Raw genomic sequence first — 24,997 nt, 5'->3', positions numbered from 1 at the left:
TTATTTGCCCTCCTTCGTATACTCTGCTTTCTGTTTTTCCAGATGCGGAGGCGTGATTTCGTACATGCTGTCGATCAGGCCGGCAATGGTCATTTTCTCAAATTTATCCGCTTTCTTCGCCGCATCCGCCACTGCTTGTTTTGCTTCTTCAATCGCACTTTCTTCATCTTGTTCCGTCCACAGGCCTTTTGCTTCAAGGAAGCGGCGGAAACGTACCAACGGTTCCCGTTCATCGTACTCAGAAGGTTCATCTTTGGAACGGTAACGGGTCGGGTCATCCCCGGACATCGAGTGAGGTCCAAGACGGTAGTTGAGTGCCTCGATCAAGGTCGGGCCTTCTCCGTTGCGCGCGCGTTCAGCGGCATCGGCCACCGCTTTGTACACAGCCAATACGTCAAAGCCATCCACTTGGATGCTGCGGATTCCTGCGGCGACACCTTTTTGGGCAACGGTTTCCGCCGCCGTCTGTTTGGAGAACGGTGTGGAAATGGCATAACGGTTATTTTGCACGACAAAAATGGCAGGCAATTTGTAAACGCCGGCAAAGTTCATCGCTTCGTAGAAATCACCTTGCGAGCTTCCGCCGTCACCGGTAAAGGTAATGACCACCTGTTTCTTGCCACGGCGTTTCAGCCCCATTGCCACACCGGAGGTTTGCACGTATTGCGCCCCGATGATGATTTGCGGCATCAGGACATGAACATCTTCCGGGATTTCTCCTCCGTGCTGATGGCCACGCGACCACAGAAACGCCTGATACATCGGATAACCATGCCAGTAGAGCTGCGGAATGTCACGGTAACCCGGCAGGATGTAGTCATCTTTGTTCAGCGCAAACTCACTGCCGATCATGGTTCCTTCCTGTCCGGAAACCGGAGCATAGAAGCCCAGCCGTCCTTGCCGCGCCAATCCTACGGCACGTTGATCCCATACACGGGTAAAGACCATTCTTCTCATCAATTCCCGAAGCTGTTCATCACTCAGCCTCGGCATTTGATCCTTGTTGATTACTTTCCCTTCTACCGACAGGATGGAAAACGGCTCGATCCGCTCAAGGCGAACCTCTGCGTTTCCATACCCCTTTTCACGCTGTTTGGTTTTGGCCATGGTTTTACTCACCTCAATCAGTATAAGTATCAGCGGTCGTGAAAGCGTTTCACTGTTATAACTAATTATGAGTTCTGTTTTAAAACAGTGTTACAAATCATTTCAAATCTGTTGATTTTATTAACACTTTCCCCAATGAAACAAATGGCCTTTCTTCAATAATACAACTCCACGAAAATTTGTCAATGAACCTTCCGGTTATTTCGCTGGCCTACCATCGCTCTCCTCCCTGTGAAACCCGGTGAAAATGCGCGGTGTGGACAAATTTCGCCACTCAAAATTTACGTTCTGCCAATGGTTGGCTGTCTTTCTTTGAACCAGGCTGTTGATTCTCTTTTATATTACCCCCGAATCAAAATCCCCTTTATGAAAAATTGAAAATAAAAATTCTCATTAAATACGGAATTAACGGTCTATTATATCCCCCCGGCCACAGCTTTTATGAAAATATTTTTTACTTAACACAAATCGTTCAACTGGAACGAACTAATAAAATATTTATATCAATAGCAATATACCCTTTATATTGAAAATAACTCAGCATTTAGAGTACAATGATTTAAAGCGAAAATGGCAGCAGTAAAATTAAAAGAGGTGACCCGGATGTACAGCTGTTTTGTTGCGGATCCTCCCAGCAGCTAATCTCCTTTCATCAATCTCATTGATGCAGACTCAGGTCCCAACACCTGAGTTTATTTCTTTTACAAGACCATAAAAAGAAGGAGACGACCAAATCGTCCCCCTATATATCCAATCAATCTATCGCGGCAGCGACAGCTTTTCCTCGCTCTCCTCGTTCCGGGTCAGATGCGGAGAAACGAAAATGCGCGAAATGCGCAACTGATCCATCTCCTCCACTGTAAACATCCATCCGTCATAGGGCACTTGGTCCCCCACTTCCGGGACTTTGCCCAATGCGGAAAAGAGCCATCCTCCGATGGTGTCATTATCGGGATCTTCTATATTGATATCAAAATACTCATTCACATCTTCGATCAGCAGGCGCGAATCAATGGAAGTATTCTCCCCTCGCTTCTGGAACTGCGGTTTTTCATTATCAAATTCGTCCTGGATTTCCCCGAAAATCTCCTCGATGATATCCTCTGTTGTCACCAGGCCCGCCGTTCCTCCGTACTCATCGACGACGATGGCCATCCCTCCCCGGTTCTTTTGCAGGTTGACCAAAATATCCTTCAATTCCATCGTTTCCGGAACAACCGTCACCGGGCGAGCCAGCTCTTTCAGGTTCGGTGTTTTCCCTTCAGATAATTTATTGTAAACATCCCGTATGTGAATAATCCCTTGTATATCATCCTTGTCACGCCCGCACAGCGGAAAGCGGGTATGATAGCTGTTCTTAATAATATTAAAGTTCTCCTCAAACGTATTATCCTGAAACAAACACTCCATCTTTACCCGCGGAACCATCACTTCACGGGCGACCCGTTCCGTAAAATCGAAGACATTATCAAACAATGTCAACTCTGTTTGGTCGATCACACCGCTTTTGTGGCTCTGTGCGATCAACATGCGAATCTCCTCTTCCGTATGTGCCTGCTGCGTTTCGTTGAATTCGATGCCAAACGCTTTTAATGCCAGGTTGGCACTGTAATTCAGAATGAAAATAAACGGTTTGAACAAGCGGTAAAATAAATGAAGCGGGACTGCGGTCCACAGGGTAATCGATTCCGCTTGGCGAATCGCGATCGACTTCGGCGCCATTTCCCCAAGCACAATATGCATAAAGGTAATAATGGAAAAACCCATCGCAATCGCAATTGTATGAATAAGCCAATCCGGGGCGCCCACATACGCCAACACCGGCGAAATCAGTTTGGCGACGGCCGGTTCTCCGATCCACCCGAGCCCCAGGGAAGCAAGCGTAATCCCCAGTTGGGTAGCCGACAGATAGGCATCGAGATTGGCCAGAACCCGTTGCGCCACTCTCCCCCTCCGATTCTCAATCTGTGCGATCCTGGTTGATCTCACTTTGACGATCGCAAATTCAGCCGCCACAAAAAAACCGTTTAATAAGACGAGCAGGACAACGAAAAACAAACGTATCAGACTACTGGCAACATCATCCAATTTTTGCCTTCCTCCCAGACAAATGAAAAATGAAAATGGAGCAGATGAAAATCTACCTTTCTATCTATTATATAGAAACACGCTGACAAGAAAAATATTAACTTCGGCAGAAAGATTCATTCCTGCCTTCTGCCTCTGGGCCGGGCTGGTTGATTTCCTCTGTTCAAAAACAGAGCAAACAAAAAAGGACCCGTCTGAATGGGATTCAGTTCATTCGAAGAAAGAAATCGCCGCCCCAATCGGCGAACGACACAGGGCGGTAATTTTCCTCTTGATGTTAAGATATGATGGCAACGTAAATAAATACATAAATACATCTCACAATTCACAATCACAACCGAAGGTGAGATTTAATCTTATCCATTGTCATTTGGAACAAGGATGTCAGGCTTTGAGAGTGGAAACATCCCCGCCTGAAGTTCTCTCATCCCCCAAACTGAAGTCACAGGTCTCTTTCTCGTGAAGTGATAAAACACCGCCGCCCGCCGGATCGCTCGTTTCCGGAAGTCGGCGGTGTGAATTTTTTCTGTGAAGTCAATGCAGCCGGGATCAGGAACCCGCGGACCCAGCCTTGAGTGTTTTCAGGTGGTGTATCTGCGTTCCAATATGGTTTACGCTTTGGCAAGCGCCCACTTTTCGATGGCATAGGCGACTCCGTGTTCCGAGTTGGACTTGGTTACGTATTTGCAGACGCGTTTCACTTCATCATCGGCATTGCCCATGGCCACGCTGTAACCGGCAATCTTCATCATCGACAAATCATTGCGGTTATCTCCGATCACCATCACCTGTTCAAGCGGAATTCCCAGCTTTTCGGCATAGAGAGCCACTGCCTTTCCTTTTTGCGCCTCGGGATGGTTCACCTCGATATTATTTTCGGCAGAGGCGGTCACAATGACGCCGCTTAGTTCTTCCGCCTTTTTCCGGGCTTGCTCCAGCTTATCCGGTTCCATGGAAAAAGCGAGGATTTTATAGATTGACGCATCAGGGTTTTGCAGAGCATCTTCAACATGTACCCCGGACACACAATAATGTTTCAAGCGGTCAATGGTCGCTGATTTCAAAACATCCGGGTCAACCTCAGGGTTTGCGCTCTTCACCCGATCCAGTTCCACTTTTAAAAGATCAAAGCCTCGACGGCTGGCATATAATCCCTGATCCGTATAAGCCTGATGGTAAATGCCGATCTCTTCAAACCTTTGATGCAGCATTTCCGCCTGTTCCCGACCCAGCGGAATCGATTGAATCCTCTCTCCGTCCCGGGTTTGGATACAGGCACCGTTTAAGAAGATCAAGGGACATTTCAATCCCGCTTCCTCGACCACTTCCATGGCCGAGCGGTAGGGACGGCCCGTCGCAATCATCACCTGCACGCCGTGTTCCTCAGCCAAACGAAGGGCCCGTTTATTTTCCTCACTGACTTTTCCTTCCTCATTTAAAAGGGTTCCGTCCAAATCACTGACAACCAGTTTAACCACGCTCTTCACTCCCTCGATGTTAGTGAGTCACCCGAATCTATATTGTAACTCAATTTCCAAAAACGATCATGAACTTGATGAAGAAGCATGCCAGCCGCAAATCATGTATAATAGGAACAGATTCAGAAGAATAAAGGATGATCGTCATGCACGAAGAGATGCCAACAACCGCTCCTCGTCTGTGGGGAGATAAACGTTACCATACATGGAACCATCATCTGCGCAGCCTGTTCGGGCAAAAAGTGTTCAAGGTGGCTCTGGATGGCGGCTTCACTTGTCCCAACCGCGACGGAAAAGTGGCCATCGGCGGCTGCACCTTCTGCAGTGCCCGCGGTTCCGGTGATTTTGCCGGCAACCGGCGCGATGATTTATTAAAACAGTTTCAAGAAGTGAAAGACCGAATGCACACCAAATGGCCGGACGCCAAATATATCGGCTATTTTCAAGCATTCAGCAACACGTATGCCCCGGTGGAAGTCTTAAAAGAAATGTACGAGCCGATCCTGGAGCAGGAAGGAGTGGTCGGTCTGGCCATTGCCACCCGCCCCGACTGCCTCCCGGATGATGTCGTGGAATATCTGGCTGAACTGAATCAACGCACTTATCTTTGGGTCGAACTGGGTCTGCAAACCATCCACGAATCCACCTCAAAGCTCATCAATCGCGGTCATGATTTTGCCTGCTTCGTCGAAGGTGTGGAAAAACTCCGGCGCCACGGCATTTATACATGCGCCCACATCATCCACGGTTTGCCGGGGGAAACAGAAGAGATGATGATGCAGACGGTGGAAGCCTGTGCCCATATGGATATTCAGGGCATTAAAATCCATTTGCTCCATCTGTTGAAGAACACGCCGATGGTGAAGCAATACGAAGCAGGGCTGGTGCAATTCCTGGAAAAAGACCAGTACGTTCGCCTTGTTGTCGATTCGCTGGAGATCCTTCCTCCCGACGTGATTATTCACCGCGTGACCGGTGACGGACCACCTGACCTTCTCATCGGTCCGATGTGGAGCACAAAAAAATGGGAAGTACTCAACGCGATCGACGATGAGTTGAAACGCCGCAATACCTGGCAAGGGAAAAAAGCACAGCCGCGGCAGGGCATTCAGCTTCCGGGCAACATCAGGGAGTGATCCGTCATGATCCTCCCTTCCATTTTGCAAAGCGCCCGCCACTACATAAAACAAGCCTTGCCTCCCGGCGGTTTCGCGATTGACGGAACGGTCGGCAACGGGTATGATACCCTTTTTCTGGCTGAAACAACCGGGCCGTCCGGAGCCGTATTCGGCTTTGACATTCAGCAAGCCGCCCTGCAACAAGCAAGGTGCCGTCTGGAAAAAGCGGGACAGCTGGAACAGGTTCGTTTGTTTCATGCCAGCCATCATCGGATGGGAGAGGAACTTCCCCCCCGATTGAAAGGAAAGATTCATGCCGCCATGTTTAATCTCGGCTACTTGCCACACGGGGATTCATCCGTCATCACCCGGAAAGAAACAACGATTCCCGCCTTGCAAACGGCACTGGATTGGCTCAAATCCGGCGGCATTCTCACCTGTGCACTGTATACCGGACATCCCGGCGGCCAGGAGGAAGCGGACCACGTCATCCGTTTTGCCACAGGCTTATGTCCGAAATCCTATCAAGTGCTGTGGCAACAGTTGATCAATCGGAAGCAAGCCCCTTCGCTGGTCATAATCGAAAAGAGGTAAACCCGATAAATGAAGCAAATCAGTTTCGGTCCCTCCCATTCCGGGCCCGTGAAAGCATGTTGCAGGCCAGGTCATGGTGCCTCCCTGAACATCACTGCGTTCCGAACGGTCAGTCAGCAGAGGGGCACCTCTTCCCCTTTTGCGATTGCCTGAACTTCCATCCGGGGTTGTGCGGCGCTTCCGATGTAAAGTTCAGATTCTCCCGGCAAGGATGCAGGCATAAAAAAACATCTTCCCCTCTGGAAGATGTTGCTCTCTTAATTTCTATCGGTTTCTTCTTTGCTTCGCCGCAAGTGCGCTCAAGCGTTCTTCGCTGCTCTTCATCCATTTTTTCATCATATCTTCGAAATCAGCAGGGCTTTTCCGTCCACCGCGACGATCGCCGCCTCTGCGTTCCCGCTGACGGTCATCCTGGAGCGCCTTTATCGACAAGGAAATCTTTCCTGACGGATCAATCGAAAGCACTTTTGCTTTGACTACCGCACCGACCTGCAATTCGTCTTCAACTTTTTCTACATACTTTGTCGAGATCTGAGAGATGTGAACCAAACCGGTTTCACCCGACTCAAGCTTGACGAACGCACCAAATGGTTTGGTAGAGATCACCTCTCCCTGTACGACGGCCCCTTCCTTTAACTCGCTCATTATAACACTCCCGAAGTGGAATTCATTCTGTACAAAGGTACCATTTATTTTTGTAAAAGTCAATGGGTATTAATACCTAGAAACAATTTCCTTAAGCTTTATGACAATCTCCACATATTACTTCCATCTTATTCCCAAACCAATTAAATATAAACGTTTTTTCAAGCATCGCCCGATTCGGCATTTGGTTCATCACGATTCGGAATCAGCGGCAATTAAAAATAACATATTCACCATCTGTATACCATTATGTTATACTATTTATTGATTCGGTATATCATAAATCGCGATTCCAACATAAAATTGCAAAAATAAAAAAGGTGGATGTTACGTATGAGTATGGTAATTCCCGCAAACAGCGGCTCAACCTTTAAGCTTGGCGCCAAAGTGCACTATCAGCTGACTGTCGCCGAACTGGTCGAGCAAGCACTCAAGCGAAATGAAGCGGTTCTCACAGCGAACGGTGCCTTACGGGCCACGACTGGCTCTTTTACCGGACGTTCCCCCAAGGATAAATATATCGCAGCGGACGAATCAATCAAGGAACAGATTGACTGGGGACCGGTCAACCAGCCGATGGAACCGGAAACATTTGCACTTCTTTTCAAACACATGCAAGATTACTTAATGGAAAAAGATGTTTTTGTTTTCGACGGATTTGCCGGAGCAGATCCAACCTACCGCCTTCCGGTACGCGTGATCAACGAATACGCCTGGCATAATCTGTTTGTTCATCAATTGTTTGTCAGACCGACAAAAGAAGAGCTGCAACAGCATAACCCGGAATTTACCGTCATCTGCGCCCCCGGTTTTAAAGCAGACCCGGCCGTCTTTGGAACCCGCTCGGAAACAGTCATCGCAATCAGCTTTGCCCGTCGCATGGTGCTGATCGCCGGGACGGAATATGCAGGGGAAATGAAAAAGTCGATTTTCAGCGTTATGAACTATTTGCTGCCGGAATACGGGGTAATGCCGATGCACTGCTCCGCCAACATGGGAAAAGACGGAGATGTCGCTCTCTTCTTCGGGCTTTCCGGCACCGGCAAAACCACCTTGTCCGCTGACCCGGAGCGTTTTTTGATCGGAGACGACGAACACGGCTGGTCAGACCAGGGCGTATTTAACATCGAAGGCGGCTGCTACGCCAAGTGCATCGGTTTAAATCCCGAGAAAGAGCCGCAGATCTGGAATGCCGTAAGTTTTGGCACAGTGCTGGAAAATGTGGTGCTGACAGCAGACCGATCCCCGGATTACAAGGATGACACACTTACGGAAAACACGCGTGCCGCCTATCCGGTTGATTATATCCCGGGAGCGGTAAAAGAGGGGCGCGGCGGGCATCCCAGCGTGATTCTGTTTTTAACCGCCGATGCTTTTGGCGTTCTGCCCCCGATCTCCAAACTGACACCGGAGCAAGCCATGTACCATTTTCTGTCCGGCTACACCAGCAAACTGGCGGGAACCGAGCGTGGCGTGACAGAACCCGAAGCCACTTTCTCCACTTGCTTCGGAGCTCCCTTCCTGCCTCGCCCGGCAGAAATGTATGCTGAGATGCTGGGCAAAAAAGTGGCCGAGCATCAGGTGGAAGTATATCTCATCAATACCGGCTGGACGGGAGGACCTTACGGGATCGGCCGCCGGATGGATCTCCGTTTTACCCGCGCGATGGTTCATGCCGCAATCAAAGGGCAGCTTCGCGATGTGGAATATATCGAAGACCCGATCTTCGGCCTTTCAATTCCCGTCTCTTGTCCCGGCGTGCCTGCCGAAATCCTGAACCCGCGCAATACCTGGGCCGCCCCAGCGGAATATGATCAAAAAGCGCGAGAACTGGCCAAGCGCTTCCATCAGCATTTCGCATCCTTTAGAAATGTGAGCGATTCCATCCGCCAATCCGGTCCCAGATTCGCCGACTGAACCGGAACAGCCAACAGATCAAAAACGGTCTGTTGGCTTTTTTTCGTAAAGGGGCATCACGTCCCCTCATCCTCGGCACTCCATTCACATAGACTTAATCATTTTTTAATGGAACAATGTTTAACTTGCAATAAAACTATAATATTGATATGATCTCAACAGTAAAATATAGGGTTTTATTGCTATAGGAAGGGAAGCGACTTATGACAAGACCCGTAGTAATTGGAGTGGCCGGAGGAACCGGTTCGGGAAAAACGACCGTAGCCAAAAAACTGGTTCAGCAGTTTGCTGAATCGGTGGTTTACCTGGAGCAGGATTCCTACTATAAAGATCAATCCCACCTCACCCTGGAAGAGAGAAAAAAAACGAATTACGACCATCCGCTCGCCTTTGACAATGATCTTTTGTACTCCCACATCCAGCAGCTTTTAAATTACTGTCCCATTGAAAAACCGATTTACGATTACAAGCTCCACACCCGGGCCAAGGAAACCGTCGTTCTCAATCCCAGGGATGTCATCATTCTCGAAGGGATTCTCATCCTCGATGACGAACGTTTGCGCAGCCTGATGGATATTAAGGTGTTCGTGGACACCGATGCTGATGTGCGGATTTTGCGGCGGATCGAGCGGGATATCCAGGAGCGTGGGCGAACATTTGAATCGGTGATGGAACAATACTTAAATGTTGTGCGCCCGATGCACCTGCAATTTGTCGAACCGAGCAAGCGCTACGCCGATCTCATCATCCCTGAGGGCGGTCACAACCAAGTGGCGATCAATCTGTTAATCAATCAGATCCGGACCTTTCTCCGAATTGCCGATACGATCTGAAAGCCTTCCAATCCCGACTTGGAGGGCTTTTTCTGTAAAGTGCGTCACAAGCCGGGGCATCATGCCCGCCTTTCCTTCCTCATTTCAAGATTTCATCCCGGGTTATGCCGAAAAGACCTGATTGCTTAGCGGCGCAAATTGTAACAATGTCAGGAATACGTTAAAATATCCTTTGATTTCACTGATATCATCACCTGTTGATCAATCCAATGCGAACATAAACGGAGAATCCCGTTGACCGCGAGCGAGTCGGGGGATGGGATTCGGAGCTGATCAATCGCAAAACCGGGAGGAGAAACCGTTGAAAACGTTAGAAACCCAATCACTTCAAGCCGCCCGCAAGGAAATTTTGACTCACGCTTTGCTGTCGCATCTCCATACAGAGGGAAATGTGCGAATCTTTATGAAGCACCATATTTTTGTGGTATGGGTTTATATGTCTTTGCTTAAAAAATTGCAACAGTCATTCACTTGTGTCTCCCTGCCCTGGCTGCCGCGGACAAATGCTTCATTTGCCCGCTTTCTCAATGAATTGGCCGTCTGGGAAGAAACCGACAAAGACGGAAAGGGCAACTATGCCAGCCATTTTGAAATTTATTTTCAAGCCATGGAGGAAATGAAAGCAGACACGAATCCGATTGAGACATACCTGCAAATGTTGCAGGCTGGCTACCATCCGGTCGAGTCGCTGTTTCAGAGCGAAATCCCGCCTTCTGCTGCTGATTTCACCAAGCAGTGTCTTGAACTTGCCGGCAATGGTCAGTTGCATGAAGTCGCCTCTGCCTTCTGCTACGGATACGAATATTTGGTGCCGGAACTGTATGCCCGTCTGGCCAAAAGCTTTTCCAAAATCTCCGTTTCAGAGCGGCTCATCTACTTTCTCAATCGCCATACCCAGATTAGCTCCAACAAACGGGCCCCGATCGCGGAGAATTTGCTGCTCACCCTGTGCGGGGAAGATCCGGTCAAGATCGGGCAGGCCGAAAAAGTGGCGCACGCCACACTGGCGGCCTGGCGCGGAGTGTTGGATGGAATCCTGGCCGAAATCAAGCGCCAATGAAAAAGAACCCGGGGCCAATCCGGGTTCCATTTTTGTCTATCTGCTTTCCTCTTTTTGCTCTTCCAGTTTTTTCAATTGCGTTGTAAGCACTTTCAAACGTTTTTTCAGTTCTTCTCCCCACTCTTTATCATTCAAAATCTTGGAAACTCGGAGCAGATCGAGCGAATGATCAATTTGTTCACGCAAAATCGGTTCAAAATCGGCATCTTCTTGAAAACTGATTCCGTACTCTTTCCATTCCTCGATCATTTCGGGGGTAATCGTTTCACGGAGGGTTACCTCTCTGACGCGATCTTCCTTCGCATAATCTACCACCAGCTCAAACTCTTCCTTTACGGCAGGATGAACTTGCACATCATGGCATACCGGGCAATAGAGCAATGGCACCTGATGCACCATGACGGACTGCTGCCGGTAAGACCCGATAAAACCAATCGTTGAAGCTCCACAGCAGTAACTCATGGGCGTTCCCTCCTGTTCCCACTCATGATCGGGATCATCCATTCTCCAGATCCGATCAAGAATCGATGGATGTGTATATATTTTACCACAAATCAGTAAGTTCAAAACAACCTATACCAAAGAAAATAGACTGCCATTTCCTTCCCGTGAGCCGACAAACTCACGATTGCCTCTTCCGTGCAAACCAGCAACCATATGAAACGATGTAATCTCCTTCAAAAATTCTTCTCTCATCCTTGCAATCTGCCAAACCGAGTGCGATGGTGGCAATCCGTCCACAGAAAAACAAAAACGCCCCTTCTGAAGGACCGGCAGCCGGCCAAAGCCTGGCAACAGTTCCCACAGGGGCGAAAAGTCTGTCAGCCAACTTATTCGCTGACCACTTTTTCGTAACCTTCAGCGTCAAGAAGGTTTTCGAGTTCGGAAGAATCCGCCATTTCCACAACAATCATCCAGCCGTCTTCGTAAGGAGAATCGTTTACGTTTTCCGGAGACCCTTCCAAAGCAGCATTTACCTCCAACACTTTTCCGCTGACCGGCGCATACAATTCCGAGACGGTCTTAACCGATTCAACACTGCCAAAGGGCTCCCCGGCTTTCAGCTCGGCACCTGCTTCCGGCAATTCGACAAAGACGATGTCTCCCAATTCCGATTGCGCAAAGTCGGTAATCCCGATCCGCACTTTGTTTCCTTCCAGGCGCTGTACCCACTCATGTTCTTCTGAATAACGCAGCTCTTTTGGCAAATTCATGTCGGACCCTCCGCTTACTCAAGTTCTCCCAATACGCGTTCCAACGGACGTTTCAACATCGACAGGGCTTTTTCGCCCGCAGAGCGGTGTCTGAGCAATCCGTTGGCATCAAACAGATAAAAAGCAGGAACAAATTCGTTTTCAAAAGCATCCACGACGCTGTGGCTGTTGTCGATCCCTTGCGGATGCTTCAGTTCGTATTTTACTATGGTTTCTTTGACTGCGTCCACATCTGTATCTTTTTCCGAACGCGGCATGTGAATCCCGACAAACTTGATTTGCGGATACTCTTCACGCATCTTGTTCACTTCCGGCAAGCTCTTCTTGCACATGTGGCAGCTGATGGACCAGAAGTGAACGATCACCGGTTGTCCTTTCAGATCTTCATTGGTCACTTCGCCGTTGACCCATTCCGTAATCCCTTTGATTTCGGGCATTTCCGTACGCAAACGCAACGCCATTCTCTTCAGCCTCCCCTTTTATGGAAATAGAGGACCTAACGCACTAGTTAGGCCCTCGGAATCGATGTGAAGATTAAAGGGTTTTATCCCCCGGTTTCCAGTTGGCAGGGCACAGTCCACCCATTTGCAATGCTTGCAATACGCGCAGGGTTTCATCAACGCTGCGTCCGATATCGTTGTCATGCACGACTTGATAACGAACAATGCCTTCCGGGTCGATGATGAACAACCCGCGCAACGCAACTCCTTCCTCTTCGATCAAAACGCCGTAGTCGCGGCTTACTTTATGGGTGGTGTCCGCAGCCAACGGATAATTGATTTTACCGAGACCATTGGCATCGCGCGGAGTGTTGATCCAAGCGCGGTGAGAATATTTGCTGTCGGTGCTTACACCGAGAATTTCCGCATCAAGATCGGCAAACTCTTCGTAGCGATCGGAAAGCGCAGTGATTTCCGTCGGGCATACGAAAGTGAAGTCAAGCGGATAGAAGAACAGAACGAGCCATTTTCCTTTATAGTCGGAGAGGCGCACCTTTTCGTCAAGCGTTTCAAGATTTTTGGTGCTCTCCAATTCAAAATCGGGAGCTGGCAATCCTACAAGACGATGTGCCACGAGAATAACCTCCTCAGATTAAGTATACTTTTGATCCAAACTTACCTTTCCCAATTTGGATTAGCATTAAACAGCGGGTAAGGCCTGTTTGGTACAAATTAAAAATAACACGCCCCCAGATTAAAGTCAATACTAATTTATATTAATTATAAATTGAGATCTTTTGTCATTTACTACGCCAAAGTCTTTCCCTAAATCCGCGTATGAGGAAGCATCCCATCTGCGCAGATCACTTCGGCCAGTGCCGGTTGGTCAATCGCGATCATTTCTTTTAGCAGCGGCAAGTCTTGCTCCTTCTGAATGCGATATCCGCTAAACCCGAACGCTTCGGCCAGACGCACGAAATCCGGATTGTCCAAATCAGCTCCAAGCGTGTGCAAACCGGCGCTTTTCATGCGGTTTTTCTCCATCGCGTAACATCCGTTATTCAGCAAAACCAGCTTGATCGGGAGACGGCGGGCAGCTGCCGTGGCCAACTCAGCCATCGTCACCGGAAAACCCCCGTCACCGACGATGGCAATCACCTGACGCCCGGGATGATTGAGAGCAGCGGCAATTGCTGCCGGCAGGGCAAATCCGAGCGTCCTCCACTTCCCGGAGATCAGAATTTCCTGTTGCTTTAAGGGAAAGGTTCGTTCAAACCAAAGAGTATGGTCTCCGACATCAAGGACAATGACTGCCCGCGGATCAACAAGCGTGCCCAAAGCAGACATCAGCCTGGCAGGGGTAAGCATGCCGGCCGAAGGCGAGGTTTCCTCCTCGATCCGTTTCTGCCAGCTCTGTTTGCGCTTTTGAATCAGTTCCATCCACTCCGCCTGATCCTTCTGCGGCATCTCCTGCAAACAAACCTCCACCACATACGACACATCGCCAACCACCGAGGTGACACAGGGACGCGTTCGCCCGATATTCTCCGGGATCCGGTCCACCTGGATCACCGGAATCTTTTGCGGCACAAACGCTTGCGGCCACCAGGTTGCTCCCAGGATCACACATAAATCCGCCATCTGCAGGAGATCCGTTGCCGACTGGCTGCCCGCCTGTCCCAATCCGCCGGCAAACAGAGGGTGATCATTTGGTATGAGCGACTTCGCCGGCATCGTCGCAATGATCGCCGCCTGAACCGTTTCTGCGAGGCGAATCACCTTTTCTTCTGCTCCGGCAATCCCCCGCCCCACCAAAAATACAGGCCGCGTCGACTGCCCCAGCCGGGAGAGCAATTCTGCCATCACCTCAGGTTGCGGCTGGAGCGGCGGCATAAGCGGCGGATTCGGGTAAAAGATTTCATCCGTCGCTTCCCGCCACATCTCTTGGGAATCGACAAATGGGCAACACCGCCCCGGTTTACCGCCGCTTTGAAGGCCAGATTCAACTGTGTGGAAAATCCTTTCCCGTCAGCGACCAGTGCGGAAAAGAGGGCGATGGGCTCGATTAACCGCTGCTGGTCGATTTCCTGTTTACTGCCCGTTCCCAACTTGCTTCGCTCCACCTGACCGGTGATGGCCAGTACCGGAACACCGTCAGCCGCGGCATCCGCCAATCCATTCAAAAGCGAAACGATCCCCGGACCGCTTGTCGCCAGAACAACGCCAGGCCTTCCTGTCAATTTCGCTTCTGCCGAGGCCATCAGCGCAGCTCCCATTTCCGTACGACATGCGATATAGTTCACCCCGGACTGTTTCGCCAGTTCGCCAAGCAAATCAAGATTGGCATCCCCGATCACACCGTAAATTCGCTGACATCCCCAAATATCCAGCTGTTTGAGCAAATGCCCGGCGACATGAATCCCCATTTCACACCTCCCTTTCTATTGTGCCTATTTCCGTTTTATCTTACACAACCGATCACGAAAAACATCTGCTTCGCTTGATCATGCTCCGGAATTTTCAACGCTGCCATCGCATTAAACAGGCAACGGGATCACTTTCACTCCTAAAAAATACAAAGCCCCACTATAACAGGAGGCTTCGTTTTTCCGGTATGAGTCTTGGACTCTTGTCGCCTTGACGGAATTTAATACCGTACCGTATTTAATCAATCAACACACCGGTTTCTATAAATTATCCGCAACATTGCAATGTGTAATAATATAAAAACCAGACCGCGTGATTCTGTTCGTCTGCTGCGGCGCGCTGAAACGCTCTTTTTATATTCCGGTTTCTTGTCCGGTCAGCCAGATCCAGGTAAAAGTCAACCGTTTTCTGTTCATCCTTGATTGCAAACTTTAATCCTTCTTTAAAGTTATCGGGGCATTTTTCCGTGATCTTCGGTTCCGGTTGTTTACCCGTAAGCTGAAAATAAATATTGGAAAAGGCACGATAATGTTTGATTTCATCTTCTCTTATTTCTGAAATACGCTCTTTTTCCTCTTGAGTATCCGCCAATTCTGCCAGTTGGGCATAGCAGGCAATCGCACTGTATTCTCCGTTGATCGCGTGGGCGATATCCTGAACCAGATGCGTATCCAGTGCTTGCGATATTTGCAGATAGGGAATATTATACACAATTCGTTCCTCCTCGCAGTAAGTAACGACAATGCTATGGAAAGTGTATGTACGCCACTTGTACCTCGTGCACAAAAAAACCCCGACCGAATGACGGTCGAGGATGTCACCTCTTTCTAACCCCACGTTTCTTTATACAGGTCTTCTTTAAACCCAACCGTCACCTTGTTGCCGTCTGTCACGATCGGGCGCTTGATGAGCATGCCGTCGGAAGCGAGCAAATCCAGCATTTCTTCCTCACTCATCTCTTTCAGCTTTTGCGACAATCCGAGGGCGCGATATTTTTGCCCGCTGGTGTTGAAAAACTTTTTGATCGGCAAACCGCTCTTTTTGATCAGTTTTTCCAGTTCCTCACGCGAAGGCGGCTCCTCGGCGATATTTTTATCGGTAAACGAAATGCCGTGTTCCTCCAGGTATTTCTTGGCCTTCCGGCATGTTCCGCACTTCGGGTATTGGTACATGATCAGGGACATCGGTCATTCCTCCTGTTCCTGTTGACAAAGGCCTCAGCCTCTACTGTTTATCCTTTTCATTTTTCCCCGCATCCGCCTGCCTAAACACTTGACTGCCCCGCTTGTATTCCACATCGGAAACGTTGGCTCTGGCATTGACGGCACGGGCCGCTGTGAAGAAAAAGTCGGACAAACGATTGAGGTAACGGCGTACCTCATCATTGGTCTCCTGCTGCGCACAGAGTGTGACCACGCGCCGCTCGGCCCTGCGCGCGACCACCCTGCAGACGTGAAGCGCAGATGCTCCCGGGGAACCACCGGGCAAAATGAAGCGCTGAAGCGGCTTGCATTCAGCATCGTATTTGTCGATCCACTCTTCCAAACGGGTCACCATTTCCGCAGAAACCTTGTACTGGCGGCTTTTGCCCGCTTGCGCCAAGTCTGCACCGGCATCAAACAGTTCGTGCTGGATTTCCGTCAGATCCTGAATCAGATCCTCATCCCGTTTTGCGTCCAGGCGGATCACCGCTTCGCCGACGAAAGCATTTAACTCATCCACCGTCCCGTATGCTTCAACCCTGACATCATCCTTACTGACACGCCCTCCGATCAGGCCGGTTTTCCCTTCATCACCGGTTCGGGTGTAGATTTTCATTTTTTCTCCTCCTTTGCGGGTTGCAAAAAAACTTGCGGAACGTGAAGCGTCGGATGCGTCATAAGCAGTGGCGTCACCCCATATGCCTCTTCGATCCTCTCCCGGGTGATAACCGCTTTTGGAACACCGCTGGTCACCATCCGGCCTTCTTTCAGCAAAACCAGCCGGTCGCAATATTGCGCTGCCAAGTTGAGGTCATGCAGCACAATCAGGATGGTGAGGCCGCATTCAGACTGCCACTTTTTCAGTAAATCTAAAATCGCCAGCTGATGCCGGATGTCCAAAAAAGTCGTGGGTTCATCCAAAACCAATAATTCCGGTTCCTGGGCCATCGTTCGCGCAATCGCCACCCGCTGCCGTTCCCCGCCGCTCAGCTCGGCCAGTTGCCGTTGTTTCATCGGCCAGAGCCCGGTTTGCCGCAGCACGGAATCACACACATCGAAATCACGCCCGGAGGCCCATGACCACCTGCTTTGGTACGGATAACGGCCCATTTTCACAACTTCTTCGACTGTAAATTCGATCTCTCCCAGCGGTTCCTGGGCCAGGACGGCGACAATCCGCGCTCTTTCCTTGGGCGAATACGTGTCGATCCGCTCTCCCTTCAGCCTCACCTCGCCGCTGTCCGCTTTCCATTCGCCCGTAAGACAACGGATGAGCGTGCTTTTGCCGCTGCCGTTTGCCCCCAGAACGCCAACCATTTCCCCTTTCTCCACACACAGATCGATCTCCTGTAACAGCCAGCGGCCGCCGGCTTTTTTCCCCAACCGGGCTGCCTGAAGCATGGTGCCCCCTCCTTTCTATTCCCCTTTTTTCCGCTGATGCCGCTTGAGGATCAATGCGAAAAAAGGCACCCCGACAAAAGAGGTGATCACTCCGATCGGCAACTCGGCGGGAGCGATCAGCGTCCGCGCCAGACAATCCGCCAGCAGAAGCAAGATCGCCCCGGCCAATGCAGACAGGGGAAGCAGAGAGCGATGGTCGGCGCCGGTCAACATGCGCATGATGTGAGGGATCACCAATCCGACAAAGCCGATCATGCCGGAGACGGCCACGGCCGCGCTGGTCATCATCGATGCGATGAGAAGCAGGCAAACTCTCGTTTTTGCCACATTGACCCCGAGATGGGCCGCCGCGCGTTCCCCCAGTGCCATCAGATTGAGATCGGCGCTCATCAGCCAGCAGGCAGGAAAACCGATGAGTAAAAAGGGAAATACCGCACCCACCTGGTTCCAGTCCCCCAGCGAAAACCCGCCCATCAGCCAGAATTGAATCCGCTGCATCTCTTCCGGTTTAAATGACAGGGCAAAGGTGAGCAGCGCGGCAAAAAAACTCTGGACAACGACTCCGGACAAGATGAGGGAGATCACGTTGAGTCCTGAACGCCCGCGGGCAAGCATCAGCACCAGCGCCAGTGCGAGGCAGGCCCCGGCAAAGGCAAAGGCGGGCAGCGACCAGCCTCCCAGCAATGCCGCACCCCAACTGGTCACAATCGCCAAAACTGCCCCGACCGATGCCCCGGAGGAAACCCCCAGAATATAGGGATCAGCCAGGGGATTTTGCAATATCCCCTGATAAACCACGCCGGCGATGGCCAAAATCGCCCCGACCAAAGCCACCAACAACACCCGCGGCAGCCTTAATTGCCAAATGATCACGGCATCGGTGGCGTTAATTCCGCTTCCGTTGCCCACGCCCCATTTTTCCCCGATCACTTTCCAGACGGTCATCATGTCAATATGTGTGCTGCCGAGCGAGACCGACAGTGAGAAAGTGAAAAGGAGGCAGAGGAAAAGTCCCCCGCCCCAGATCAGCTTCTTTGGCCGGCCCTTCACTTTGACTTCCCGCCAAAAAGTTCAGGATAGAGAAGCGATGCGATCTGTTTCACGCCCTGAAATATGCGCGGCCCCGGGCGATTGGTCAAATCAGGGTCAAGCGCGTGGACGCGGTGGTTTTTCACGGCACTGATCGAAGACCAGCCCGGACGGGACAAAATCTCTTTTTCCCCGCCGTGAAAAGTGATGATTACGTCGGGATTCCATTTGACTACCTGTTCGGGAGAAACCTTGGGCCAGCCCTTTAATCCGCCGGCCACGTTTTGCCCTCCGGCAGCGGTGACCAGCTCATTCATGAAGGTATCCCCGCCCGTGGTGAACAGATTGGGATCCAGTTCGATCCATACCTTCATCCGTTTGTCCTTGGGAACCCCGGCAATCTTGTCGGCAATCTCTTTCCGCTCTTTTTCCATTCCGTCAATCAGTTGTTTGGCTTCCGGGAGATGATTGGTCGCTTCAGCTGTGACGTTGATCGAGCGATAAACGTCCTGAATGCTGTTCGCCCCCAGCACCAACACGGGAATGCCCAGCTTTCTCAACCGTTCGATCGTCTGCTTGTCATTCGCCGTATTGGCCAGCACCAAATCAGGCTTGAGCGCGACCACCTGCTCCACATTGATCGTGAAGTCTCCCACTTTTGGCAATTTTTTCACCTGGGCCGGATAATCGTCATTGGCCGTCACCCCGACCACTTCTTTGTCCAAATGAAGGGCAAAGGCGATTTCCGTATTGCTCGGAATAAGCGAAACGATCCGCTTCGGCTCTTTTTTGATCGTCGTCACTTCTCCGGCCATATCCTTCACTTGCACCGGATAGCTGGTCCCCGACGCTTTCGGCGCTGTTTGCCCGGCAGGATTATTTGCGCCCGCACATCCGGCCAACGTAAACAAGAGCACAAACGATAAACATAAGACCATGACACGATTAAGTTTACGCAATCTGATCAACCCCCTCCTGTTCGGCTCGATTCATGAAAAAACCTGTGCCGGCCTTAAAGGGCACAGGAAGGAGAATGGCATGCGAAAACAGGGGGGTTCGGATACAACCCCTTTGCGCATACGTCTCTCCTTTACCTCGAAGGAGAACGCAGATGGATTGAAAAAGGCAGGTCTCCTGGCTTATGGTTCATCGTCGGGCCGCGCCTTCCCATCCGTCCGGACAGTGGCATCAACGGCAGCCGTCCTCCCCAATCACAGTGGCGGGACCGCGCCGGATTCTCACCGGCTTCCCTCTTCGCTTTCCCGTAAAAAGAAAGACCTTTTTCTCCATGCACTTCGTTCGTTATCATTATAGAAGAAGAGGATGAGGGTTGGCAATTTTCAAACCAGATGAAAAAAGGAGGATTCTTCAATGCCGGCACATCCATTTACAATTGAATTGAACAAGGAAAACCGGGTGATCCGCGGGGATCTGTTTCTTCCTTCCGCCGGGGGCAAACATCCGGTTGTCATCATTTGCCACGGTTTCAAAGGATTCAAGGACTGGTCTTTTTTTCCGGTGATCGGCAAGCGCCTCGCCGGCAAAGGGATCGCAGCGATCACGTTTAATTTTTCCATGAACGGCATCGGTGAAGATTTGCAGAGCTTTACACAGCTGGACAAATTCGCTCACCTGACCTTTACCCGGGAGCAGGAAGACTTGTCCGTTTTGCTCAGCCATCTGAAACAAGGCCGTCTGCCCGGGGCAGAGCAACTGGATGTGGAGCGCATCGGCCTTCTGGGCCACAGCCGCGGCGGGGGAAACAGCCTCATCTTTGCCCTTGATCATCCCGGGGAAATCCGTGCCGTAGCCATTTTCAACAGCATCCACCGCCCCGACTTTTTCGCTGCGGAAGTGATGGAGGAAATCCGGCAAAAGGGAATCGGCTATGTCACCAATGCGCGGACGAAACAACAGCTTCCGATCGACCGTGAAGTGTTGGACGACATTGAAGCCAACCGGGAACGCTTCCAGTTCATGGACCGACTGCCTGAACTGAAGCAGCCCCTGCTGATCATCCAGGGCGACGAAGATCTCCCCGGCTTTTTGCAAGGAGCCGAACAAATGGCCAAACGCGCTCCCCATGCGTCGATGCATATCATCCGCGGGGCTGATCACACGTTTCGTTCGGTGCATCCTTTTGCCGGAATCTCCCCGCAGCTGGAAGAGGCGCTGAACCTGACAACAGACTTTTTCCTGGCGGAGTTTTAGAGAATCTCTGAAAAAATATCGGCATTGTTTCTCTGGTATTTTTGATTCTGTTGGTTTTCATTTCACATCCAACATATTTATAAAAAAACGCCATTCTTTCTGAAGGTATTTGAAGGAATGGCGTTTTTCAAGGGAACAAAATTTATGTGGTTTGATTGGGATCAAATGATTGCAAAAGACCGAGTTACAGCCTGTTTATTTACCTGGATGCCCCCACAATGCGGCGATATCTTTATCGGTTGATAAATCTGCTCTCACCCAGGCATCATGAGGCCGGTCATTCTCTACAAGATAACGATAGGTTCCGCTGGAAAGATTGGAAAATGTAAAATAATGATTATCACCATCTTTATATACTCGTGTGCTAGACAAGGTTACCCAACTGCGCCACTCAATTTTTGTAAGTATACACCCACTGTTTCATTTTTATTGCCATCATTATTTGCAATCACGCGAGCATAGATTTTATCCCCGCTAGAATAGCACAGATTACTGGTTCCAATATGGCCATTCGGGGGGGGGCGTAAATAATCATTGTGCAGCCCAATCCGAACAAGCTGCTTCTACCTGACTTACATTCACAAAAGGCAAACTGAGAATGGAGATGAAAAAAAGAAGAGATAAAACGATCGGTTTTATCTTTTTCAAAGATCCACCCTCCTGATATAATTTAATAATTACATTATGTAATAAATTCACTATTATTCAATATAATAATATTAAACAAAAAATTATGCTTATTGATTTGAAAATCTCTCATATCATGTACCTTCTCTTTTACCAAATAAACTTTGATTCATTAAAATATGAAGGAGCGAATTTTATTCCTAAAAAACCTTATAGTTGCCATGTATTTTATAACCCACAATCGCAACTGTCGTACTGGAAATAATCTTTATGAATGTCCATCATAAAAAGAAATTATCATACTGCCTTGATTCGAGATATAATAAAAAAATAGCATAGGAACGTCTAAGAGAAATCAGTCAGAAATGGGTGAAATGATGGTTGAACCTCCATATGAGGAAAAATGCTGCCCTGCCGAAGGGCGTAAAAGCCACCACCCGCCGAAAATAAAAAACAACCTTATCTCCCGGCTCAACCGGGTGGAAGGGCAGATTCGCGGCGTAAAAAAAATGATTGAAAATGATACCTACTGCGACGATGTGCTCAATCAGATCGCAGCGATTCAATCCGCATTGAACAGTGTGGGGAAAATTCTTCTCGAAGGGCATCTGCGCAGCTGCGTGGTGGAACGGTTGCAGGAAGGCGACATTGAAGTGATCGACGAATTGCTCATTACGGTGAAAAAACTGATGAAATGAACGGCAGTCGCCGGATCCCCGAATCATGGCAAAACCGGGAGGTACACGGTGCTTCCCTGATTCTTCCCACACCCCTGCCGGCCGATCAGAGAGGCACCGCTATCCGGCCTGCGAATTCGGTAAAATAAAAAAATCCGGGTGATTTACCCGAATTTTTATCCAAACTTAAATCATGACGGAGGAGACATTGCTTTCAAATATTTTTACGCCTGCTTTCTCCCGCATCATGACCAGGTATTGGGTATATAGCCGCCAAAGCGCCTGCCAAACCGGGTCCGTAAACGGTTTGTAGACAACGTTTAACCCGATTGCTTGCGCCTCCTGATAGTTAATTACCGAACCGTGATTGGGGTATTTGTCAATGTTGATCAATGTCTCGGCAATCTGTTTGGCCTTGAGCGGATGATTCTTGTACATCGACCGCCGGAGCCACTTCACCGCCAAACGTTTGGAATGTTCAATCGATTTGTGGCAGAAATCGATCAAAGCTGCGTCAACTCCCTGCAAAAACGGCAGATAAGCCGAGTTGAGGGGTTGTCCATTGGCATGTTCTCTCTTGATGATTTCCAATCCATTCAGAAACGCTTGGGCCGGCCGGTACTGATAACCGAAAACCGTGGGAATGGAAATTTGCGGATCGATCGGCCCCAGTTCCGACGTATTGCTCATCATGATTTCATCGGCCGCCAAACTGATCAATGTCGCTGCACTTTTGGCCGCCTGGGGAACTACAACGCGCAAATGCTTCGTCTTGGAGAGCAATGTATGCACAAGGGTTTCGGCAGCATTCGGATCACCGCCCGGACTTTCGATCACCAGATCGACATCGCTGTTCTCATCAAGGGAAGAAACAATTTCATAAAACGGAGCGATATCTTCTCTGGTGATCGCGCTGTCAGGATGTGACAAATTGGCTAAATAAACCAGGATTCTTCGCCCCGTCGCCTGTTCAATCTCCTTGATAAATTCCTGCCTTTCATAGCGGTCGCGGTGAACGGCATGATAAAGCGGTGTCTGCTTTGGCAAAGAAAGCTGTTGGTAATCCATGGAATCCCCTTTTCTCTTTGGATTAGACCCGGTACGGGCGACCGTACAACTTTTCTTTGGATGGCTTGATTCCCATCGTTTCCATATCTCTTTTCAGCTTTTGTACCGACTTCGTGAAATTTTCGTATTCGCTTTCTTTTTTCCATTTGACAAGCGCGTCTTCTTTCGCGGCCAATAAAGCATCGAACATGGCATACACCCCTCCTCCAGCCAGCATACCTTAAGTATACTATATGCGAAACATTTCAGAAAGATGCAGGTAATTCTCACCGGCAAAAAATCCTTTTTTGACACTTCCTCGCCGCTGTTCCTCCCGATCTCCCCCGATTTTCCACATCTTGAATTCTATTGATCGATTTGCCCGATCTTTGCTAGACTGAAACTAATCGATTCTGCCAGAGCGAATCTCGATCGTTGAAATATACTTATGCAAAGGAGCTTTTTCCGTGAAAAAAATCGGTATCCTACGTCCGCTTGTTCATCAGGGGGCGGCCCCCGTCGAATACGCCCTGCAACTGGATGACCAGGAAATCGGGCTGAACGCGCGGTTGGGACAAGAAGTACAAATCACGTTCCTCGGTGAGCGAAACTGCATCTTTTGCGGCCGCAAAACGAAAAAGTTTTACGGCAACAACAGCTCCTGTTTTAACTGTTTTCGCAAACTGCCGGACAATGACATTTGCATCGTCAGGCCGGAACGCTGCCATTTTCATGAAGGAACCTGCCGTGACCCCGAATTTGGCCGGCATCACTGCATGCAGCCCCATATCGTCTACCTGGCTCTGTCCAGCGATGTCAAAGTGGGCATCACGCGAAAAACCAACCGGCTGAAACGCTGGGTCGATCAGGGAGCGGTCGCGGCCCTGCCGTTGATGGAAGTGCCCACCCGAAAAGATGCCGGCGAAATCGAAGTTTTCCTCTCCCAATACATCACCGACAAGACCAACTGGCGCAAAATGTTGAAAAACGAAACAGCCGACATCGATTTGCTGCAAACCCGGGCTGATTTAATCGAAAAATTGCCGGACGCATACCACCGCTATCTGATCGAGGAGCCGCAAGTGCTTCAGTTCGATTACCCGCACATCGGCACCCCGACGAAGATCACCTCGTTTAATCTGGAAAAACAGGAGACAATCAGCGGAAAACTGATCGGCGTCAAAGCGCAGTACCTCATCCTGGACAACGGCGTGTTTGGTGTGCGCAAACATGCGGGGTTCAAGGTGGCGCTGGAATTTTGAGAAGCAGGGAAAAAACCTGCTTTTTTTGTGCGCATCCATTTTATTTCAGCCGAAACGGGTTTCTAAAGCGGTAGGGTGGTTCAAAGCGCTTGATCCGTTTCCATTTCGGCCGAATCCGGTACAAGATCAGCCCCCCGACCACGATAATCACCATCCACACATAGATTTGGGTGGCCAGCACAACGGCAAAGATAATCATCGCCGTCGTGGTCAGCAACGTGGAAACAAACAGCACCCGTGTCGTAAGCAGACTGAAAAGGTAGATCAAGATGCCGATGAGAATCAGCAGAGGGCTTAAAATCAGCAGCGCCCCGGCAGCCACGCCGATCCCGGTGCCCCCCCGGAAGCCGAGAAACACCGAATACAAACTGCCGACCACTACAGCCACAGCAGCCAGGTAGGCTCCCATCCAGCCGGCGACCGAAAAGCCGATCAGCGTCGCCGCCATCCCCTTTACCAGATCAATGACGATCAGGACAAATGCCTCCCGCCGGTTCAATACGGAAAAGGAAGGAGGACGAAGGCGATAGGCCGGCTTCGTGACCACCCACCAATCAAACGGGAGGGCGCCGATGAAATAGGCGATGATGATCGATATGAGTAAGGCCATCCCTCTCTTC

The 24,997-nt window shown here is 50.0% G+C and carries 27 protein-coding genes and 1 riboswitch; of the genes, 8 read left to right on the top strand and 19 right to left on the bottom strand.

What is annotated here, in order from left to right; all coding sequences use genetic code 11:
- The 3 genes from pdhA to I8U17_RS04880 all read right to left on the bottom strand — a co-directional run bounded on the left by pdhA (position 1) and on the right by I8U17_RS04880 (position 4,673).
- On the bottom strand, positions 1-1,107 hold the full coding sequence (gene pdhA, locus I8U17_RS04890) for a pyruvate dehydrogenase (acetyl-transferring) E1 component subunit alpha (protein ID WP_198059105.1): 1,107 nt from the start codon (positions 1,105-1,107) through the stop codon (positions 1-3).
- A 759-nt stretch (positions 1,108-1,866) separates the two neighbouring features.
- Positions 1,867-3,195, bottom strand: a complete 1,329-nt coding sequence (locus tag I8U17_RS04885; RefSeq protein WP_232330913.1) for a hemolysin family protein — start codon at positions 3,193-3,195, stop codon at positions 1,867-1,869.
- A gap of 611 nt (positions 3,196-3,806) precedes the next feature.
- Complete coding sequence (locus I8U17_RS04880; protein ID WP_033100115.1) at positions 3,807-4,673, bottom strand: Cof-type HAD-IIB family hydrolase; 867 nt, start codon at positions 4,671-4,673, stop codon at positions 3,807-3,809.
- 146 nt (positions 4,674-4,819) lie between these two features.
- On the opposite strand from I8U17_RS04880, the gene mnmL reads away from it, so the two are divergent.
- The gene (gene mnmL / locus I8U17_RS04875) at positions 4,820-5,809 is read left to right on the top strand and encodes a tRNA modification radical SAM protein MnmL/YtqA (RefSeq protein ID WP_232330912.1); all 990 of its coding nucleotides are present in this window, start codon (positions 4,820-4,822) and stop codon (positions 5,807-5,809) included.
- A 6-nt stretch (positions 5,810-5,815) separates the two neighbouring features.
- Positions 5,816-6,385, top strand: coding sequence for a tRNA 5-(aminomethyl)-2-thiouridylate-methyltransferase MnmM (gene mnmM, locus I8U17_RS04870; protein WP_033100114.1), 570 nt, complete (start codon positions 5,816-5,818; stop codon positions 6,383-6,385).
- A 264-nt stretch (positions 6,386-6,649) separates the two neighbouring features.
- Here mnmM and I8U17_RS04865 read toward each other — a convergent pair whose 3' ends face one another.
- The gene (locus tag I8U17_RS04865) at positions 6,650-7,030 is read right to left on the bottom strand and encodes a S1 RNA-binding domain-containing protein (protein WP_033100113.1); all 381 of its coding nucleotides are present in this window, start codon (positions 7,028-7,030) and stop codon (positions 6,650-6,652) included.
- A gap of 333 nt (positions 7,031-7,363) precedes the next feature.
- On the opposite strand from I8U17_RS04865, the gene pckA reads away from it, so the two are divergent.
- The 3 genes from pckA to I8U17_RS04850 all read left to right on the top strand — a co-directional run bounded on the left by pckA (position 7,364) and on the right by I8U17_RS04850 (position 10,840).
- On the top strand, positions 7,364-8,947 hold the full coding sequence (gene pckA / locus I8U17_RS04860) for a phosphoenolpyruvate carboxykinase (ATP) (protein ID WP_198059104.1): 1,584 nt from the start codon (positions 7,364-7,366) through the stop codon (positions 8,945-8,947).
- A gap of 203 nt (positions 8,948-9,150) precedes the next feature.
- Positions 9,151-9,780: a uridine kinase gene (gene udk, locus I8U17_RS04855; protein ID WP_033100112.1), complete on the top strand. Its 630-nt coding sequence runs from the start codon at positions 9,151-9,153 to the stop codon at positions 9,778-9,780.
- Positions 9,781-10,081: 301 nt separating this feature from the next.
- Positions 10,082-10,840: a DUF3050 domain-containing protein gene (locus tag I8U17_RS04850; protein WP_160173817.1), complete on the top strand. Its 759-nt coding sequence runs from the start codon at positions 10,082-10,084 to the stop codon at positions 10,838-10,840.
- A 36-nt stretch (positions 10,841-10,876) separates the two neighbouring features.
- Here I8U17_RS04850 and I8U17_RS04845 read toward each other — a convergent pair whose 3' ends face one another.
- The 12 genes from I8U17_RS04845 to I8U17_RS04790 all read right to left on the bottom strand — a co-directional run bounded on the left by I8U17_RS04845 (position 10,877) and on the right by I8U17_RS04790 (position 19,512).
- Positions 10,877-11,302, bottom strand: coding sequence for a hypothetical protein (locus tag I8U17_RS04845; RefSeq protein ID WP_198055873.1), 426 nt, complete (start codon positions 11,300-11,302; stop codon positions 10,877-10,879).
- Positions 11,303-11,670: 368 nt separating this feature from the next.
- On the bottom strand, positions 11,671-12,054 hold the full coding sequence (gcvH, locus tag I8U17_RS04840; protein ID WP_033100110.1) for a glycine cleavage system protein GcvH: 384 nt from the start codon (positions 12,052-12,054) through the stop codon (positions 11,671-11,673).
- A 14-nt stretch (positions 12,055-12,068) separates the two neighbouring features.
- Positions 12,069-12,509, bottom strand: a complete 441-nt coding sequence (locus I8U17_RS04835) for a TlpA family protein disulfide reductase (protein WP_033100176.1) — start codon at positions 12,507-12,509, stop codon at positions 12,069-12,071.
- A 79-nt stretch (positions 12,510-12,588) separates the two neighbouring features.
- Entirely contained in the window at positions 12,589-13,128 is a 540-nt protein-coding gene (locus I8U17_RS04830) for a peroxiredoxin (protein ID WP_033100109.1), read from the bottom strand.
- A gap of 191 nt (positions 13,129-13,319) precedes the next feature.
- Positions 13,320-14,435: a thiamine pyrophosphate-binding protein gene (locus I8U17_RS04825; protein ID WP_198059103.1), complete on the bottom strand. Its 1,116-nt coding sequence runs from the start codon at positions 14,433-14,435 to the stop codon at positions 13,320-13,322.
- Positions 14,357-14,920, bottom strand: a complete 564-nt coding sequence (locus I8U17_RS04820; RefSeq protein ID WP_198059102.1) for a thiamine pyrophosphate-binding protein — start codon at positions 14,918-14,920, stop codon at positions 14,357-14,359. The genes I8U17_RS04825 and I8U17_RS04820 overlap by 79 nt, the downstream gene beginning before the upstream one ends.
- A 268-nt stretch (positions 14,921-15,188) precedes the next feature.
- Positions 15,189-15,632, bottom strand: coding sequence for a ferritin family protein (locus I8U17_RS04815; RefSeq protein WP_235281618.1), 444 nt, complete (start codon positions 15,630-15,632; stop codon positions 15,189-15,191).
- A 116-nt stretch (positions 15,633-15,748) separates the two neighbouring features.
- Positions 15,749-16,105: an arsenate reductase family protein gene (locus I8U17_RS04810; protein ID WP_198059101.1), complete on the bottom strand. Its 357-nt coding sequence runs from the start codon at positions 16,103-16,105 to the stop codon at positions 15,749-15,751.
- A 40-nt stretch (positions 16,106-16,145) separates the two neighbouring features.
- Positions 16,146-16,739, bottom strand: coding sequence for a cob(I)yrinic acid a,c-diamide adenosyltransferase (locus tag I8U17_RS04805; RefSeq protein ID WP_033100107.1), 594 nt, complete (start codon positions 16,737-16,739; stop codon positions 16,146-16,148).
- Positions 16,736-17,524, bottom strand: coding sequence for a heme ABC transporter ATP-binding protein (locus tag I8U17_RS04800; protein ID WP_052154027.1), 789 nt, complete (start codon positions 17,522-17,524; stop codon positions 16,736-16,738). Before I8U17_RS04800 ends, I8U17_RS04805 begins: the two co-directional genes overlap by 4 nt.
- A 15-nt stretch (positions 17,525-17,539) precedes the next feature.
- Positions 17,540-18,574, bottom strand: a complete 1,035-nt coding sequence (locus I8U17_RS04795; RefSeq protein ID WP_033100106.1) for a FecCD family ABC transporter permease — start codon at positions 18,572-18,574, stop codon at positions 17,540-17,542.
- The gene (locus I8U17_RS04790; protein ID WP_198055870.1) at positions 18,571-19,512 is read right to left on the bottom strand and encodes an ABC transporter substrate-binding protein; all 942 of its coding nucleotides are present in this window, start codon (positions 19,510-19,512) and stop codon (positions 18,571-18,573) included. The genes I8U17_RS04795 and I8U17_RS04790 overlap by 4 nt, the downstream gene beginning before the upstream one ends.
- Before the next feature lie 148 nt (positions 19,513-19,660).
- A riboswitch (cobalamin riboswitch) is annotated at positions 19,661-19,850 on the bottom strand.
- A 74-nt stretch (positions 19,851-19,924) separates the two neighbouring features.
- Between I8U17_RS04790 and I8U17_RS04785 the strand changes: the two genes are divergently transcribed.
- A complete protein-coding gene (locus I8U17_RS04785) occupies positions 19,925-20,764 on the top strand; it encodes an alpha/beta hydrolase family protein (RefSeq protein WP_033100103.1) in 840 nt (279 codons plus the stop codon).
- A gap of 992 nt (positions 20,765-21,756) precedes the next feature.
- Entirely contained in the window at positions 21,757-22,089 is a 333-nt protein-coding gene (locus tag I8U17_RS04780) for a metal-sensitive transcriptional regulator (RefSeq protein WP_033100101.1), read from the top strand.
- Between the two features lie 165 nt (positions 22,090-22,254).
- Here I8U17_RS04780 and I8U17_RS04775 read toward each other — a convergent pair whose 3' ends face one another.
- Both I8U17_RS04775 and I8U17_RS04770 read right to left on the bottom strand, forming a co-directional pair.
- Positions 22,255-23,136 carry an SDH family Clp fold serine proteinase gene (locus tag I8U17_RS04775; protein ID WP_033100100.1) on the bottom strand — a complete coding sequence of 294 codons (882 nt, stop codon included), beginning with the start codon at positions 23,134-23,136 and terminating at the stop codon, positions 22,255-22,257.
- A 22-nt stretch (positions 23,137-23,158) separates the two neighbouring features.
- The gene (locus I8U17_RS04770) at positions 23,159-23,326 is read right to left on the bottom strand and encodes a hypothetical protein (RefSeq protein WP_160173816.1); all 168 of its coding nucleotides are present in this window, start codon (positions 23,324-23,326) and stop codon (positions 23,159-23,161) included.
- Positions 23,327-23,582: 256 nt separating this feature from the next.
- Here I8U17_RS04770 and I8U17_RS04765 point away from each other — a divergent pair, with 256 nt between their 5' ends.
- Positions 23,583-24,377, top strand: a complete 795-nt coding sequence (locus I8U17_RS04765) for a DUF2797 domain-containing protein (RefSeq protein ID WP_198059100.1) — start codon at positions 23,583-23,585, stop codon at positions 24,375-24,377.
- 40 nt (positions 24,378-24,417) lie between these two features.
- Here I8U17_RS04765 and I8U17_RS04760 read toward each other — a convergent pair whose 3' ends face one another.
- Positions 24,418-24,987, bottom strand: coding sequence for a glycerol-3-phosphate acyltransferase (locus I8U17_RS04760; RefSeq protein ID WP_198055869.1), 570 nt, complete (start codon positions 24,985-24,987; stop codon positions 24,418-24,420).
- Positions 24,988-24,997 lie beyond the last annotated feature (10 nt).

The sequence above is a fragment of the Thermoactinomyces sp. CICC 10521 genome (assembly GCF_016055135.1).
Classification (GTDB): domain Bacteria; phylum Bacillota; class Bacilli; order Thermoactinomycetales; family Thermoactinomycetaceae; genus Thermoactinomyces_A; species Thermoactinomyces_A daqus.
This window is presented reverse-complemented; position numbering and strand designations above follow the sequence as displayed.

What these genes read in the sequence shown, in the direction of transcription:
- pdhA (WP_198059105.1), bottom strand. Translation starts at nt 1,107, where the DNA reads ATGGCCAAAACCAAACAGCGTGAAAAGGGGTATGGAAACGCAGAGGTT.
- mnmL (WP_232330912.1), top strand. Translation starts at nt 4,820, where the DNA reads ATGCACGAAGAGATGCCAACAACCGCTCCTCGTCTGTGGGGAGATAAA.
- mnmM (WP_033100114.1), top strand. Translation starts at nt 5,816, where the DNA reads ATGATCCTCCCTTCCATTTTGCAAAGCGCCCGCCACTACATAAAACAA.
- I8U17_RS04865 (WP_033100113.1), bottom strand. Translation starts at nt 7,030, where the DNA reads ATGAGCGAGTTAAAGGAAGGGGCCGTCGTACAGGGAGAGGTGATCTCT.
- pckA (WP_198059104.1), top strand. Translation starts at nt 7,364, where the DNA reads ATGAGTATGGTAATTCCCGCAAACAGCGGCTCAACCTTTAAGCTTGGC.
- udk (WP_033100112.1), top strand. Translation starts at nt 9,151, where the DNA reads ATGACAAGACCCGTAGTAATTGGAGTGGCCGGAGGAACCGGTTCGGGA.
- I8U17_RS04845 (WP_198055873.1), bottom strand. Translation starts at nt 11,302, where the DNA reads ATGAGTTACTGCTGTGGAGCTTCAACGATTGGTTTTATCGGGTCTTAC.
- gcvH (WP_033100110.1), bottom strand. Translation starts at nt 12,054, where the DNA reads ATGAATTTGCCAAAAGAGCTGCGTTATTCAGAAGAACATGAGTGGGTA.
- I8U17_RS04825 (WP_198059103.1), bottom strand. Translation starts at nt 14,435, where the DNA reads ATGTGGCGGGAAGCGACGGATGAAATCTTTTACCCGAATCCGCCGCTT.
- I8U17_RS04820 (WP_198059102.1), bottom strand. Translation starts at nt 14,920, where the DNA reads ATGGGGATTCATGTCGCCGGGCATTTGCTCAAACAGCTGGATATTTGG.
- I8U17_RS04810 (WP_198059101.1), bottom strand. Translation starts at nt 16,105, where the DNA reads ATGTCCCTGATCATGTACCAATACCCGAAGTGCGGAACATGCCGGAAG.
- I8U17_RS04805 (WP_033100107.1), bottom strand. Translation starts at nt 16,739, where the DNA reads ATGAAAATCTACACCCGAACCGGTGATGAAGGGAAAACCGGCCTGATC.
- I8U17_RS04800 (WP_052154027.1), bottom strand. Translation starts at nt 17,524, where the DNA reads ATGCTTCAGGCAGCCCGGTTGGGGAAAAAAGCCGGCGGCCGCTGGCTG.
- I8U17_RS04785 (WP_033100103.1), top strand. Translation starts at nt 19,925, where the DNA reads ATGCCGGCACATCCATTTACAATTGAATTGAACAAGGAAAACCGGGTG.
- I8U17_RS04780 (WP_033100101.1), top strand. Translation starts at nt 21,757, where the DNA reads ATGGGTGAAATGATGGTTGAACCTCCATATGAGGAAAAATGCTGCCCT.
- I8U17_RS04775 (WP_033100100.1), bottom strand. Translation starts at nt 23,136, where the DNA reads ATGGATTACCAACAGCTTTCTTTGCCAAAGCAGACACCGCTTTATCAT.
- I8U17_RS04770 (WP_160173816.1), bottom strand. Translation starts at nt 23,326, where the DNA reads ATGTTCGATGCTTTATTGGCCGCGAAAGAAGACGCGCTTGTCAAATGG.
- I8U17_RS04760 (WP_198055869.1), bottom strand. Translation starts at nt 24,987, where the DNA reads ATGGCCTTACTCATATCGATCATCATCGCCTATTTCATCGGCGCCCTC.